This window comes from Pseudomonas sp. OV226 (assembly GCF_003148705.1).
GTDB lineage: Bacteria > Pseudomonadota > Gammaproteobacteria > Pseudomonadales > Pseudomonadaceae > Aquipseudomonas.
Genome location: NZ_QGGS01000026.1, coordinates 12001 through 26924, shown reverse-complemented (window position 1 = coordinate 26924; position 14924 = coordinate 12001). Strand labels below are relative to the sequence as shown.

At 60.2% G+C, this 14924-nt stretch carries 12 protein-coding genes; 8 read left to right on the top strand and 4 right to left on the bottom strand.

The genetic code is table 11. The annotated features are described in order from the left end of the window. The first annotated feature begins 96 nt into the window (after positions 1-96). Together C7534_RS27975 and C7534_RS27970 are read left to right on the top strand one after the other, a co-directional pair. Entirely contained in the window at positions 97-1590 is a 1494-nt protein-coding gene (locus C7534_RS27975) for a sensor histidine kinase (RefSeq protein WP_109787752.1), read from the top strand. After that, the gene (locus C7534_RS27970; protein WP_109787751.1) at positions 1559-2989 is read left to right on the top strand and encodes a sigma-54-dependent transcriptional regulator; all 1431 of its coding nucleotides are present in this window, start codon (positions 1559-1561) and stop codon (positions 2987-2989) included. Before C7534_RS27975 ends, C7534_RS27970 begins: the two co-directional genes overlap by 32 nt. 13 nt (positions 2990-3002) lie before the next feature. Here the strand turns inward: C7534_RS27970 and C7534_RS27965 are convergent, their stop codons facing one another. Together C7534_RS27965 and C7534_RS27960 are read right to left on the bottom strand one after the other, a co-directional pair. Beyond that, the gene (locus tag C7534_RS27965; protein WP_109787795.1) at positions 3003-3380 is read right to left on the bottom strand and encodes a hypothetical protein; all 378 of its coding nucleotides are present in this window, start codon (positions 3378-3380) and stop codon (positions 3003-3005) included. 143 nt (positions 3381-3523) lie between these two features. After that, positions 3524-4426: a LysR substrate-binding domain-containing protein gene (locus tag C7534_RS27960; protein ID WP_109787750.1), complete on the bottom strand. Its 903-nt coding sequence runs from the start codon at positions 4424-4426 to the stop codon at positions 3524-3526. Between the two features lie 105 nt (positions 4427-4531). Here C7534_RS27960 and C7534_RS27955 point away from each other — a divergent pair, with 105 nt between their 5' ends. Both C7534_RS27955 and C7534_RS27950 read left to right on the top strand, forming a co-directional pair. Then, the gene (locus C7534_RS27955; RefSeq protein ID WP_109787749.1) at positions 4532-5929 is read left to right on the top strand and encodes an MFS transporter; all 1398 of its coding nucleotides are present in this window, start codon (positions 4532-4534) and stop codon (positions 5927-5929) included. Then, positions 5926-7200: a glucarate dehydratase family protein gene (locus tag C7534_RS27950; protein WP_109787748.1), complete on the top strand. Its 1275-nt coding sequence runs from the start codon at positions 5926-5928 to the stop codon at positions 7198-7200. Before C7534_RS27955 ends, C7534_RS27950 begins: the two co-directional genes overlap by 4 nt. Positions 7201-7310: 110 nt before the next feature. Here the strand turns inward: C7534_RS27950 and C7534_RS27945 are convergent, their stop codons facing one another. Continuing rightward, on the bottom strand, positions 7311-8381 hold the full coding sequence (locus tag C7534_RS27945; RefSeq protein ID WP_109787747.1) for an AraC family transcriptional regulator ligand-binding domain-containing protein: 1071 nt from the start codon (positions 8379-8381) through the stop codon (positions 7311-7313). A gap of 71 nt (positions 8382-8452) precedes the next feature. Here C7534_RS27945 and C7534_RS27940 point away from each other — a divergent pair, with 71 nt between their 5' ends. Beyond that, positions 8453-9370 carry a LysR family transcriptional regulator gene (locus C7534_RS27940; RefSeq protein ID WP_109787746.1) on the top strand — a complete coding sequence of 306 codons (918 nt, stop codon included), beginning with the start codon at positions 8453-8455 and terminating at the stop codon, positions 9368-9370. A gap of 125 nt (positions 9371-9495) precedes the next feature. Here C7534_RS27940 and C7534_RS27935 read toward each other — a convergent pair whose 3' ends face one another. Further along, complete coding sequence (locus C7534_RS27935; protein ID WP_109787745.1) at positions 9496-10419, bottom strand: LysR family transcriptional regulator; 924 nt, start codon at positions 10417-10419, stop codon at positions 9496-9498. Between the two features lie 97 nt (positions 10420-10516). On the opposite strand from C7534_RS27935, the gene C7534_RS27930 reads away from it, so the two are divergent. From C7534_RS27930 to C7534_RS27920, 3 genes are all read left to right on the top strand, one after another. Beyond that, on the top strand, positions 10517-11356 hold the full coding sequence (locus tag C7534_RS27930) for an AraC family transcriptional regulator (protein WP_109787744.1): 840 nt from the start codon (positions 10517-10519) through the stop codon (positions 11354-11356). Positions 11357-11703: 347 nt separating this feature from the next. Continuing rightward, positions 11704-13530 (top strand): DUF1302 domain-containing protein, encoded by a 1827-nt coding sequence (locus tag C7534_RS27925; protein ID WP_109787743.1) that lies wholly within the window; start codon positions 11704-11706, stop codon positions 13528-13530. 11 nt (positions 13531-13541) lie between these two features. Further along, positions 13542-14879 (top strand): DUF1329 domain-containing protein, encoded by a 1338-nt coding sequence (locus C7534_RS27920; protein ID WP_109787742.1) that lies wholly within the window; start codon positions 13542-13544, stop codon positions 14877-14879. The last annotated feature ends 45 nt before the right edge of the window (positions 14880-14924 follow it).

Below are 14924 nucleotides of genomic sequence, written 5' to 3'. Positions count from 1 at the left end.
ATACTATCATTGGCTCAGTCAGGCACCGTCATTGACGCCTACACTGATCTGAAACACGGCTGAACAGGCTAGATACGAGCATCCAGGACACCCCCTATGCCGATACTCGAACAACAACAAGAACCGGCACCGATCACACCGGCTGTCGCAGGCCAGAGCCGGGGTGGGCAGTTCAATCTGTTGCGCTGGTTTTCCCTGGCCAGCTTTTTCATCATTGCCGCCGTGGCGTTGGGGCTTGGCTATATCTCCACGCGTTTTGTGGTGACCGAAAGCATCGAGCGCGATTCCATGCTGACCGCGCAATTCATTCAAGCCATAGGTGACGCCGAAATTCGCCATGCCTTGATCGACCCGGCCAGAACCATGGGCGAGATGCTCGACCCTCGGCTGGACAACGCTTATCCCGACGTGTCCCCAGGCACCCGTGCGGCGGCGCGCATTGAATTTCTCGATCACGTGGAGCACCTGCCGGACATTTTGTTGGCGACGGTGTACGCGCTGGATCGTACCGTGGTCTGGTCGACGAACCCGGAGTTGATCGGCGTGCGCATCAAAGACGATGATGAGCTGGACTCGTCCTTTGAAATGAAAGAGCTGGTGTCCACCAGCTACCACGAAATCGATGACGAGCGTCCCGAGCAGAAGCTGCTGCGCGAGCCGGAATACCTGTTCGTCGAGAATTACATCCCGATGTTCAATGCCGACAGAAGCAAAGTGGTCGCCATGGTTGAGATCTACAAGGAACCGGTCGACCTGGTGGAGCGCATCCAGCGTGGTTTCAAGGCCATCTGGCTGGCAACCGTACTCGGCGGCCTGGTCATCTACCTTGGGTTGTTCTGGATTGTGCGCCGTGCCTCGATGCTGCTGCAGAGCCAGCAGAAGCAATTGATCACCAATGAAACGTTCGTCGCCCTGGGGGAAATGTCCTCGGCGGTGGCACACAGTTTGCGTAATCCACTGGCCAACATTCGTTCCAGCGCCGAACTGGCCCAGGAAATCGCCAGCCAGAATGCGCAGAAGAACATAGGTGACATCATCAATCAGGTCGATCGCATGTCACGCTGGGTTCGGGAATTGCTGGTGTCGTTACGGCCGATGAATGACGACTGCGAAACGGTCGATCTGGTGCTGGCCATCGATGACACCCTGAGTGCATTCGATGCGCTGATCAAACGGTCGAACGTGCAGGTGCGATTCACGCCTCAAGCCTGCCCACCGGTCGTCAGCCAACAGGTGCTGCTGACGCAAATTCTCAATAGCCTGTTTGCCAACGCCCTGGAAGCCATGCCCAAGGGTGGTCAATTGAGTATTGATATCGAACAGACACAACCCGGCCATGTGCGCATGACCCTTAGTGATACCGGCAAAGGCATGACCAAGCAGCAGCAACAGATGGTCTTCAAGCCGTTTTTCACCACCAAACAAGGAGGGCTGGGCGTAGGCCTGGCCCTGGTAAAACGAATAATGGAGCGTTTCGAAGGCTCGGTCGAACTGATCAGCCAGGAGCAGGAGGGAACCCGCGTTTGTCTCAATTTTAAAGCGGCAACGGGAGGGGAATATGGAGCACAGCATATTGCTGGTCGAGGATGACGAAATCCTCGCCGAGAATATTCAGACCTACCTGGAGCGTAAAGACTTCGAGGTAACGGTCTGCCATTCTGCTGAAGATGCACTGGTGCAATTGGGAGCGTTCGCCCCTGACGTGGTGTTGACCGACAACTCGTTGCCTGGCATGAGTGGTCACGACTTGATCCAGAAGCTGCGCGTCAGCGCGCCGGATCTGAAAGTGATCATGATGACCGGTTACGGCAATGTCGAAGATGCCGTGGTGGCGATGAAAGAGGGGGCTTTCCACTACGTCACTAAACCGGTGGCCTTGCCTGAGCTCAAGCTCTTGCTGGACAAGGCGCTGGCCACTGATCGCATGGAGCGCACGTTGTCGTTCTATCAGGAGCGCGAGGCGCAGAAATCCGGCGTGCAGGCACTGATTGGTGAATCGGCGCCGATGCACTACCTGAAGAACACCATCGCCCAGTTGCTCGACGCCGAGCGGCGCATGGCCAACACCGACTTGCCGCCCGTATTGGTGGAGGGTGAGACCGGCACCGGTAAAGAACTGGTGGCCCGCGCGCTGCACTTCGACGGCCCGCGCAGCAAAGGCCCGTTCATTGAATTCAACTGCGCATCGATCCCTTCCAATCTGGTGGAGTCGGAACTGTTCGGCCACGAGAAGGGCGCCTTTACCGATGCCAAGGACCGCCGTGTCGGTCTGGTGGAAGCGGCCGATGGTGGTACGTTGTTTCTTGATGAAATCGGTGAGATGGATTTGTTGCTGCAAGCCAAACTGCTGAAACTCCTGGAGGACCGGACCATTCGTCGAGTCGGTTCGGTCAAGGAGCGCAAGGTCGACTTGCGGGTGATCAGCGCCACTAACTGCAACCTCGAACAGATGGTGCAGCAGGGCAAGTTTCGCCGTGACTTGTTCTTCCGCCTGCGGATCATCTCCATCAAAGTGCCGCGCCTGTATGCCCGTGGCGAAGACATTCTGCTACTGGCCCGGCACTTTTTAGCCGTCCATGGCAAACGCTATGGCAAACCGAACCTGCATTTCAGTGATCAGGCTGAAGAACTGCTGCTCAGCTATAGCTGGCCGGGCAACGTGCGTGAGTTGCGCAACATGCTTGAGCAAACCGTGCTGCTGGCGCAAAGCGACACCATCGCCGCGCATCAGTTGAACGTCTGCCTCAGCCTGGTGGATGACCCGCCGATGTATCAGCATGAGCCGCAAAACCACGAACCACGCCCGATCTACAACGGCACTGAGTCGATGAACCTGCCTGAAGTCGAGCGCGACATGGTGCGCAAGATGCTCGACAAGACTGACTGGAACGTCACCAAGTCCGCACGGCTGCTGGGCCTGAGCCGAGACATGCTGCGTTACCGGATCGAAAAACTCGGCCTGGCACGTCCGGACAAACGCCAGTGGTAGGCATTGACCTGTGTTACAAGGCGGGGCCCTGGCGCAGGCATGACAACATGCAGCTCGGGTCCTCGACTTCCTGGTTCACGTAGACGCCGTGTTCCTCGTCGTAGGTGCGAATGAACACTCGCACCGACGCGTCCGCCACCGTCGGCAAGCGGGAGTCGTGGAACACGTGCTGACTCGACACCGGGATGAACGTTTGTGGAGAAGACGAAATGTACGCGCCCGGCGGAACAATACTCATGGAGGGCGGCACCGGGTGGGAAAAGGGTTGATCCTTCCCGTAATAGTTGAATTCACTGCTTGATTGGTCGGTTTCCATCAGGCTGTCATCCGCGTGCACGCCGGTGGCGACCAGGCAAAGGGCAAGCAACAGCGTTTGTTCGAACGTCTTCATGGCAACACCTGCGAAGTCGGATTTCCCGTGTTTCCCCAAGGTCATTAACTATAGCGCTCCCGTGTAAAAAACGTCCGTGAGGCGCCGATTGCGGCTGGTCGCACAAGCCCTCAAACCCGGCGACACTCGGCCCATCTACACATTTACACCCCCCATCCCTCCCTCACAGCCTTGCGAATCCCCTCCAGCAACATCGCAAACGCCGGGTTGTTATTGTTCTCGCGCCAGATCAAATGCAGCTCGCTCTGTACGCCTTCCCCCAGATCGATATCCCGAAACACCACGTTCTTGAACACCACGCTGGTGGCGCAGCGAGGGACCAGGGCCAGGCCCATTCCGGCGTTGACCAGCGCCAGAATCGTCAGTGACGAACCGAGCCATTGCACGTATTCCGGAGCGACGCGGGCTGAGCGCAGCATGCCGGTCAATAGTTCGTTGAAGGGCGGGTAGGCGGCGTGGGAGTACATCAGGAACGGTTGCGCGTCGAGGTCTTTGACGGACACGGTTTCGGCACTGGCCAGCGGGTGGCGACTGGGGACGGCCAAGACAAAGGGCTCGCGCACCAGGCACTCGGTGGCGTAACCCGGTTCCAGCAAGGGCGCGCGGACGATACCCAGATCGATACGCCGGGCGCGAAGGGCTTCGTGCTGCTGGTAGGTGTTCATCTCCGCCAGATCGATTTTGACGTGGGGTTGTTTGAGCCGTGCTTCGGCTATGACCTTGGGCAGGAACTCGTACACGGCGCTGCCCACGAAGCTGATGTTGACCGAACCAATGTCGCCTTCGGCAAAACGCCGGGCAGTGACGGCGGCTTGCTGGGCGCGCTCCAGCAAGTTCTGCGCTTCGATAAAGAAGGCGCGGCCGGCGGCGGTGAGGGCGACGCTGCGGGTGGAGCGGGTGAACAACTCGACACCCAGGTGATGCTCCAACAATTGGATCTGTCGACTCAGGGGCGGTTGAGTCATGTTCAGTCGTTCGGCGGCACGACGGAAGTTGAGTTCAGTGGCCACGGTGGTGAAGCAGCGCAGTTGGGTCAGTTCGAACATTGATCTAATCCGGGTATCAATCGAATGCCAGTTTAGATTAGACGGGATCAATTGCCGCGTCCATGATCGGTTCGTCCCTAAAAAAACAATGTCGGGAGTCGCCCTTTGAAAACCCTCCAGAGTCCGCCGGACCCGAATGTGCTTGCCCGCGCCGCGGCCAAGGTGAAGCGCCATGTGTTGCCGCTGTTTGTGGTGATGTTCATCGTCAACTACATCGACCGGGTCAACATCGGCTTCGTACGCAGCCACATGGAAACCGACCTGGGCATCGGCGCAGCGGCCTATGGCCTGGGCGCCGGGCTGTTCTTCATCGGTTACGCGATATTCGAAGTACCCTCCAACATGCTGCTGCAGCGTTACGGTGCTCGTGCCTGGTTGACGCGCATCATGTTCACTTGGGGCGCAGCTGCCATGGCCATGGCCTTCGTGCGTGGCGAAACCAGCTTCTATGTACTGCGCTTCATTCTCGGCGCGGCCGAAGCGGGTTTTTTTCCGGGCATCATTTACTACTTCACCCAGTGGCTGCCGTCGACTGAACGGGGCAAAGCCATGGCGATCTTTCTCAGCGGTTCGGCCATTGCTTCGGTCATTTCCGGCCCGGTGTCCGGTGCGCTGCTGAACGTCAGCGGTTTCAGCCTGCATGGCTGGCAGTGGATGTTCCTGATTGAAGGCTTCGCCTCCATCGTCCTGTGCGGTTTTGTCTGGTCCTGGCTGCAATCCCATCCGCGTGAAGCGAAATGGCTGAGCGTCGAAGAAAAAGACGCCCTGACTGGCGCCATCGCGCTGGAACAGCAAGCTCGCGAAGCCGCGCAGACGATCAAGCCGTCGATGTTCAAACTGCTGGCCGACAAGCAAATTGCCCTGTTCTGTTTTATCTACTTTTCCATTGCCCTGACCATCTATGGCGCCACGTTCTGGCTGCCGAGCATGATCAAAAAAATGGGCAACCTCGGCGACTTCCAGGTCGGCCTGTTCAACTCGATTCCGTGGCTGATTTCCATCGTCGCGATGTATGGCTTCGCCGCCATGGCCAGCAAATGGAAACACCAGCAAGCCTGGGTGGCGTTGACGCTGGTGATTGCGGCGTTCGGCATGTTCATGTCGACCACCGGCGGACCGATCTTCGCCTTTGTCGCCATCTGTTTTGCGGCCATTGGTTTCAAGGCCGCCTCGGCGTTGTTCTGGCCGATTCCGCAAGGCTATCTGGATGCGCGCATCGCCGCGGCGGTGATCGCCCTGATCAACTCCATCGGCAACCTGGGTGGTTTCGTGGCCCCGACGGCGTTCGGTTTTCTCGAACAAAAAACCGGGTCTATCGAGGGTGGGCTTTACGGCCTGGCCGCCACATCCCTGGTCGCGGCCGTGGTGATCTTTTTCGCTCGCACGGCCCCTCGTGGCGACTCCTTGCGCTCGCTGAACGGCAAACCCGCCGAGGACGCCGCCTGCAAAACATCCACCAGTCAACCCGCCTTGAGTTCAGGTTCAAAGGGAGCAGCCTCTTGAAAATCAAACGAGTCACCGTCACCCCCATCGCTTTCCGTGATCCGCCGCTGCTCAACGCCAGCGGGATCCACGAACCGTTCGCACTGCGCTCGATCATCGAGATCGAGAGCGACAATGGCTACATTGGCCTGGGTGAGAGCTACGGCGACGCTCCGGCGCTGGCGATCCAGCAGCAATTGCAAGACAAGCTGATCGGCCTCGACCCGTTCAATCTCAATCAACTGCGCGCCATCGTCCAGGCCACCGTGGCGGCGAACAAACCGGCGAGCATCGCCGGCGCAGAACTGGCACCCGGTTCTCACGCCAGCAAAGCGGTGAGCAATGCGTATTCGGCATTCGAAGTGGCGTTCCTGGATTTGCAGGCGCACTCGCTGAACGTGCCATTGGTGGACTTGCTGGGCGGCGCGATCCGTGACGAGATTCCGTTCAGCGCTTATCTGTTCTTCAAGTACGCCCAGCATATCGATTCGCCCTACAAACCCGACAGTTGGGGGGAAGCGCTGAACGAAGAGCAGATCGTCGCCCAGGCCCGGCGCATGATCGAGACCTACGGTTTCAAGAGCATCAAGCTCAAGGCGGGCGCGCTGGAACCTGAGCATGAGGTGGCGTGCATCAAGGCGCTGAAAAAGGCCTTCCCGGGTTACCCGCTGCGGATCGATCCGAACGCTAACTGGTCCCTGGAAACCTCGATTCGCATGGCCGAATTGCTGGGCGATGACCTGCAATATTACGAAGACCCGACGCCTGGCCTGGAAGGCATGTCCGAACTGCACAAACGCACCGGCCTGCCGCTGGCGACCAATATGGTGGTCACCGATTTCGATGAGTTTCGCCGCAGTGTGGCCTTGAACAGCGTGCAGATCGTCCTTGCCGATCACCACTATTGGGGCGGCCTGCGCGACACCCAGGCGCTGGCGAAAATGTGCCAGACCTTTGGTTTGGGCGTGTCCATGCATTCCAACTCGCACTTGGGTATCAGCCTGATGGCCATGGCCCATGTCGCCGCCTCGGTGCCCAATCTCGATTACGCCTGCGACACGCATTACCCGTGGCAGGAGCCGGACGAAGAGGTGATCAAGGGCGGCAAGCTGCCCATCGTCGATGGTTGCGTGAAAATTACCCGAGCGCCCGGGTTGGGCCTGGAGCTGGATCACGATCAATTGGGCAAGCTGCATGACCAATACCTGACGTGCGGTATTCGCCAGCGCGATGATGTGAAACAGATGCAGCGTTACAAGCCTGAGTGGAAAACCATCAAGCCACGTTTTTGAAATCTAGCTAACAGTGGCTTTCAGTGAGCCGAGAGGTTCACTGAAAACCCCGGTTTGTGACCACCAAAAAACCTGTGGGAGCGGGCTTGCCCGCGATGAGGCCCCACCTATCAACACACCTCTGAAGGCTGCACCCACCGCGTCCGATACACCCCCGGCGCACACCCCAGCCAGCGCAAACAGGCGCGGTTAAAACTCTGCACATCGCTGTAGCCCAACCGGTCGGAAATCTCCACCAACTCCAGGTCTGCCGCCTGCAACAAATCTTCCGCGCGGCAGCGCCGGTACTCATCCTGCAGCTGCGAAAAACTCCACCCCAGCGCCTTTAACCGGCGTGCCGCCGTGCGTTCCAGCAAATGATGGTCGTTACAAAACTGCTGCCAGTTGGCGCTGGCCAGATCGGCGATCAAATGGTCGCTGACTTGCTCCAGCAACGTAGGCTCGCTGTTGCGCCGGGTCTGTTCCAGCAACTCCACCAGTGTGTGTTCCAGCTCATGGTTGCCCGGCGTCAGCGCGGTCACGAACAACTGTCGGTCCAGGCGAATCGAAGGGTGCGGTTGTGCCCAATGCACCGGTGCGCGGAACGCCTGTTCGTGATCGGTCGGGTTGGCGGTCCTTGGCCACGCGAGGCCAACACTCAACACCGGATCACGTTCCAGGCCACTGGCGAGAAACTTGCGGCGTAGCATGCTGCACAGGCTGATGAGGATGTAATCGGTGGTCGCCGCACCGGCTTTCACGCTGCCGCAGTCGAGCAGGCGCAATTCCACACCGTCATCGCTGCGCACGATCTGGGCCTGGAAATGCCCGTTGAAGAACGGGAAAAACCGCTCGAAATACGCGCAGGCACTTTCCAGTGACGCCGCCACGTCGAACAGGTAGGTCAGGCCGTTGGTGGCGGTGGAAACGAAGCGACGGCCCGCCGCCAGACCGATCAACGGGTCGCCGGTCTGCTCCAGCGCAAAGGTCCAGAAGCGCCGCGACAGGAACAACGGAATGCGCATGAAGGGCGTGCGCAGCTCGAACAGGCTGCGTCGAAACAGACCTTCGAGGGTATCCCGGGCAACGCCTCGGGCCAGCAGTTCTTCGATGGCCGGCAGCAAGGTCGGCGCATAAAACGCATTCGGTCTTGATTGATGGGACCTTGGTTGATGGGGCAGTCGCTGATCGCTTTTTGTCATGTAGGGCTCACAGCATGTTCCGGGACACTGGTTAGGCTGCTCGACGTTAAGCGATTTGCCGGAGCAAGACCATGCTTGATTTACGCCAGCTCGACCTGAACCTGCTGCTCGCCTTCGATGCCATTTACCAGCAACGCAGTGTCACCCGTGCCGCCGAAGTGATGTGCCTGTCGCAACCGGCCATGAGCAATGCGCTGCGCCGCCTGCGCGAATTGTGTGGCGATCCGCTGTTCATCAAAAGCCGTCTGGGCGTGACGCCGACGCTGGTCGCGCACCGTTTGGCGGACTATGTGCGCGCCGCCCTGGAATCATTGCGCGATGGTTTGCGGATGATTCCGGCGGCGCGGCAGAACAATCCGTTGTTACGCATCAGCTGCCTGGATTGCCTGCAACCGGTGCTGCTCGATGCCTTGCTCGAATCCCCCCAGGCCGACTGGCAGGTGCGCTATTTCCAGCCGCGCCGTCGCGATGCCTTGCAGGAGCTGGCCAGCGGCAAACTCGACATCCTCATCGACCTCGACCAACCGCTGGCCGGGCTCGCCGGGTTGCACAAGCAGGTGTTGCCGGCCGACCATTACGTGTTTGCCTATGGCGCCGCGCTCAAGGAACCGCCGCGCACCCTGCAAGCCTTTCTTGAGCAACCGCAGATTCAGATTTCCAGCCGCCGCGACGGCCTCAGCCCGGTGGACTTGCACCTGGGCTTGAAAGGTCTGCGCCGAACGATTGCGGTGAACACCCAAAGCACACTGGCCGCCAAGCTGATCGCGGATCGGCAGCCCTTCGGCATGAGTCTGCCGAGTCGGGTCGCCAGTGTACTCGGGCTTCAACAGGTGCCGTTGCCGCTGGACGAACCGGTAGAACTGAAGCTGGCGCTGTACATCGAGGGCCGTTACCGCTTTGAACGCAGCCGTGAAGAAGCAATGCATTGCCTGCTGCGCGCCTTGGGTGAGTCGCGAGCGATGATGCAGTCATTTGCGCGTCGCGCCTGATTCAAAAGCAACGCAGAACCCCTGTAGGAGCCGAGCTTGCTCGCGATGAGGCCATAACATTGAGCCTCTATGTGACTGATATGCCGCCATCGCGAGCAAGCTCGGTTCCTACAGGTTTTGCGGTGTTAGACCTGATCCACCGCGAGCAATCGCTGGTCCACCGCCAGGATCGCTTCCACCATCGCCAGCGCTGCCGGCGTCAAAGAATGACCGGGGCGGCTGACGATGCCGTAGTGCAACTGCAGGGCCGGGTCATCTCTGGGGATGTCGGTAAAGGTCAGCAAGTGGATATGCCCCTGGCTGGCCAGTTCATCGAGGGCTTCCATGGTCGCGATGCCGACGGCGTCGGAGTGCATGACCACCCGGCGAATCGCATCGAATTGCGCGCATTCGACGCTGGGGTTGAAGTCCGGCTCGCCCTGCACATCGGCGAGGATCTTGCGAATCATCGGCGGAATCCGGGTGCCGACCACGGCGTAGTCGAGCAGGGCGCGAAGGGGCAGGCGTTCACCCGTCGCCAAGGGGTGGCCGACGCGGCAAAAAAATCGCCCGCGACGGGGCCGCAACAGTTGCACCTGATACTGCGGATCACCGGTGAAGTAACGCGAATCGGCCACCAGAAATTCGATCTGCTGTTCACGCAGCCACAGCGCCAGTTGCTCCCAGTCGCCCAGGTGAAAGCTGGTGCGAATCGCCGGGTGCGCTTGAATGAACTGCGCCAGCGCTTCAGGCACCAACAGTTGCGCCGGGTAAGGACCGCAGCCGAAGTGCAGTTCGCCGCCCGTCAGGCCGTTGTATTGAGTCAGTTCGTTGTGCAGCGCCTGGCTGCCGGCGAGCAAGCGCCGGGCGTGTTGCAACACCAGTTCGCCCTGGCCGGTCAGGCGGAACTCGCGGCTGCTGCGTTCCACCAGGGCACAGCCGAGGTCCCGCTCCAGGGTCTGGATGCTGCGACTGAAGGCCGGTTGGCTGAGATTGATCGCCTCGGCGGCGCGGCCAAAATTACGGTAATCGGCGAGCGCCACGAGGTGGCGAAGCTGGCGTAGGTCCATCATGCGTCTCCTGCATTCCTGGAATACTTTTAATGCATTGGATCGATACCACGACCACTGGCATAACTACAACCCTGTTTACTCGTCGTAGCCTGCCATGCCTGATCAACTGTTCGTTTCCAGCGCCTTTACCCGCACCATTCTCAGCCACGCCCAACAGTCCGGTTTGTGCCGGGAGCAATTGCTGCAACGGGCCGGCATCAACTTGTCGTGCCACGATGGGCAAGGGCTGCCGGTTCCCGCGCACCTCGTCGAAAAGCTTTGGAGTGAATGTGAACGTCTGGGCGCGGGCGCGACGTTTGGCTGTGAACTGGTCAACGGGATGGCGACCAATTGCCTGCAAGGGCTGAACATTTTGCTGGACTCCGCCACGACCCTGCGCGCCAGCCTGGTCTGTTTCACCGAGTTCCTGCCACGTGTCACCAACTACGTGATGGCCGAACTGGAAGAGGCGCACGGGCAGGCCCGATTGCACCTGCGCGCGACGGACCAGCAACCGCATTTTTTCGGTCTGGATGCCGCGGCGTTGACCCTGGTGCGCAACATCGCCCGACGGGTCGGACGGGCGCCGGGCGAGGTGTTTGTCGAGGTCTGCCTCACGCCGCAACAGGCCGCGGGGCAGTGGTTACGCAGCGTCGGCATCGACGTGCATGAGGGGCCGCACCTGTGCCTGACATTGCCCTTGGCCAGCCTCGACGAACCGCTGCTGGGGGCCAATCCGTTCTTGCATCAAAGCATGCTCAGGCACTGGCAAACCGCCGCCGCGCACACCGCCCGCAGCGACAGCCTGGACATGGCGCGGCATTGGCTGACGGCCGGTGATCAACCCATCGAACGAATCGCCGAACGCCTTGGTTACCGCCAGCCGAGTAACTTCATCCGGGCCTTTCGCAAACAGTTCGGTATCACCCCCAAACAGTTTCGCCTCTCCTTGTAACCACACCGGTCTGTAGCAGCTGACGAGCTCCAGCGAGGCTGCGTCCGGCTGCGAAGCGGTCGTGAATCCGGCACGCGCGGTCTTACTGAAACACCACGCCGCCTGATCTCACGACTGCTTCGCAGCCGGACGCAGCCTCGCCGGAGCTCGACAGCTGCTACAGAGCCGGACGCAGCCTCGCTGGAGCTCGACAGCTGCTACAGAGCCGGACGCAGCCTCGCGCTGCTCGTCAGCTGCTACGGGTCGAAGTGGCGGTGATGATTACTTTTTGTCGGCCATCGCTTGCGTGTCGGCACTGATTGTTGGGCACCGTGTCCGGGCTGAGTAAATCTGACCGGAGCCTAATAATGATAAGAAAAAGCTCGGCCACAGCCGGGGTCCGACCGCGACTTCACAGGCTTGGCCACACCCGCCCGCAACCGCTTGCGCTGGCGATCCTCGCTGTCTTGACCGGGCCGGCCCAGGCCACCAGTTACGACATCAACGAGGACTGGAGCCTGTCGACCAAAACCACCCTGACCTTGGGCAGCAGTTGGTCGACACAAAACCCCGACAAAAGCCTGATGACCCGCGCCAACGCGCTGCAAGCCCAAGGCGTGCGCGCCAACGGCACCAGCGTCAGCGCCGACGACAACCGGCTGAACTTCGAGAAGGGCGACCCCACCTCGCAGATATTCAAGGGCCTCACCGATTTCAGTCTCGATGGCCAGGGCCAGGGGGCGTTCGTTCGCTTCAAGTACTGGTACGACCACGCCTACGAAACCGGCAATGGCCGCTTCAAGGATTTCGACGATTCGGGCTGGGATGACCTGTCGAAGTTCCAGGGTTTCAAGACACTCGACGCCTACGTCTGGAAAGATTTCCAGGTGGCCGACCACCCGTTGAACGTCAAGGTTGGCAACCAGGTGTTGTCGTGGGGCGAGGCGTTGCTGATCCAGAACGGCATCAACGTGATCAACCCGCTGGACATCTCGGCGTTCAACCGCCCCGGTGTGGAAATCAAGGAAGGCCAGTTACCGGTGGAGATGGTCTCCTTCAGCTTCGGCCTGACGGACAGCCTCAACCTCGAAGGTTTCTACCAGTACAACTGGCGACCCAGCGTACTTGACGGTTGCGGCACGTTCTTCGCCAGCAGCGATGCCATCCAGCCTGGTTGCGGGCCGTTGTATTTGAGTCAGGTGCAGACCGATCAACAAATGCAGGCCGCGGGGTTGTACGCCACAGCCCGAGGTAATGAATCACCGTCCGACAACGGCCAGTTCGGCTTCGCCTTGCGCAACATCATCCATGGGATGAACGATGCCGAGGCGGCGATCTACTACATCAACTATCACTCGCGGCTGCCGTATTTCACCCTCAACGCGAAGAACACCAGCCTGCCCGGCACGTTCCCCGGCGGTGTCCAGGCGCCGAGTTATGCGGCGGCGTTTCCGGAAAACATTCACCTGTACGGCCTCAGCCTCAACGGCGTCGAGCCCTACACCGGTATTTCCCTGGCCGGTGAATTGAGCTATCGGCCGAACATGCCACTGGCGATCAACGCACCGGACATCAACGTTGCGGTGATCTCCGGACCGGGCGGCAGTTCGTGGGTTGACCTGCCACCGGGCTTCAGCACGACCAATGGCAGTCGCTACGACGGTTGGGTGCGCAAAGGCGTCTGGCAGATGACCGGCTCGGCCACCCAGGCCATCGACAACGTGCTGGGCGCTACGCGCCTGAGCCTGTTCGGTGAGGCTGGTGTGGTGCACATCGACGACCTGGGTGACGAACGTCTGGGCCGCAACTCTGCGTTTGGCCGCAGTGCGCCGCGCAACGGCACGCTGTGCAACACCGTGGCTTCGGGCGTCACCAACCAGTACTGCACCGACAAAGGGTTTGCCACCGAGTGGTCGTGGGGTTATCGCCTGCGCGCCAGCCTCGAATACAGCGACGTGCTGCCCGGCGTCAACCTGATTCCGGCGGTCAACTGGCGACAAGACATCTCCGGTTATTCCTACGATCCGCAAGGGCCGTTCCAGGAAGGCCAGCAAGCGTTGGGCGTGAGCCTGACCGGCGTCTACATGAACGATTACAGCGTCGAACTGGCCTACAACGCCTTCTTTGGTTCCAACGATTACAGCACCCTCGACGACCGCGATTTCGCATCCGTCAGCTTCAAGGCAGACTTCTAAGGAGAACCGTTATGCGTATGCAATTGTGCGTGCTGGCGCTGGCCTGCACCGTCGGCCTGGCTCAGGCCAAAGGCACTGATTCCGCCGCGCTGGGCAAAACCCTGACCCCCATGGGGTCGGAAATGGCTGGCAATGCCGACGGCAGTATTCCGGCCTGGACCGGCGGCCTGGCGAGCAACGCCGGCAGTGTCGACAGCAAGGGCGGCTACAGCGATCCGTATGCGTCGGAGAAGCCGTTGTTCACCATCGACGCGAAAAACGTCGCGCAGTATCAGAAGTTTCTCAGCCCGGGGCAGATCGCGATGTTCAAGCGTTTTCCCGACAGCTACAAAATGAACATCTACCCGAGTCATCGCAGCGCCAACCTGCCCAAGGAGGTGTTGGCGCAGAGCCGCGACAACGTCGCCACAACCAGCATGGCCGATGGCGGCAATGGCTTGCATGACTATGTGCACGGCATTCCGTTTCCGCTGCCTACCGAAGGCCTGGAGGTGATGTGGAACCACATGACCCGTTATCGCGGCGGCAGTTACGAGCGCATCAGCAGCTCGGCGCTGGTGCGTGAAAACGGCGCCACCAGTTACGTGCGCAACCAGTCGCTGATCAACTTCGCCGACACCGTCGGCGGGTTGGAGTCGGGCGCCAACATCCTGTTCATGTTCAAGAGCCGGGTGCTGGAGCCGGCGCGTTTGTCCGGCGAAGCGGTGCTGGTGCACGAGCCGGTCGACCAGGTGGCCGAGCCACGTTCCGCGTGGCAATACCTGCCGGGTCAACGCCGGGTTCGCCGTGCGCCGATGATCGCCTATGACAACAGCGCCCGTTACAGCAACGGCCTGATCACCGCCGACAATATCGACGGATACAACGGTGCGCCGGATCGTTTTGACTGGAAGCTGATCGGCAAACAAGAGCTGTTCATCCCGTACAACAGCTACAAAATCGGCAGCCACAGCCTCAAGTACGACGAAGTGATCAAGCCCAACCACGTCAACCAGGACCTGGCGCGTTACGAGAAACACCGGGTGTGGGTGGTGGAAGCCACGCTCAAGCCCAGTGCCCGGCACATCTACGCCAAACGACGTTTCTATGTCGACGAGGACAGCTGGCAGATCGCTCAGTCGGACCAGTACGACAGTCGCGGCGAACTGTGGCGCAGCGGCGAACTGCACGCGATTCAGCAGTACGACCACGGCTTTACCTACAACGTGCTGGAAACGTCCTATGACCTGATTTCCGGGCGCTACTACGCCGGTGGTCTGGCCAACGAAGAGACTGAACCGATGCGCGTCGGCTTCTCGGCCAAGACCGATGACTACACCCCGTCGGACCTGCGGCGCTGGGCCAAGTAAATCGTATCTCACACACACCGCAAGTCCTTGTGGGAGTGGGCTTGC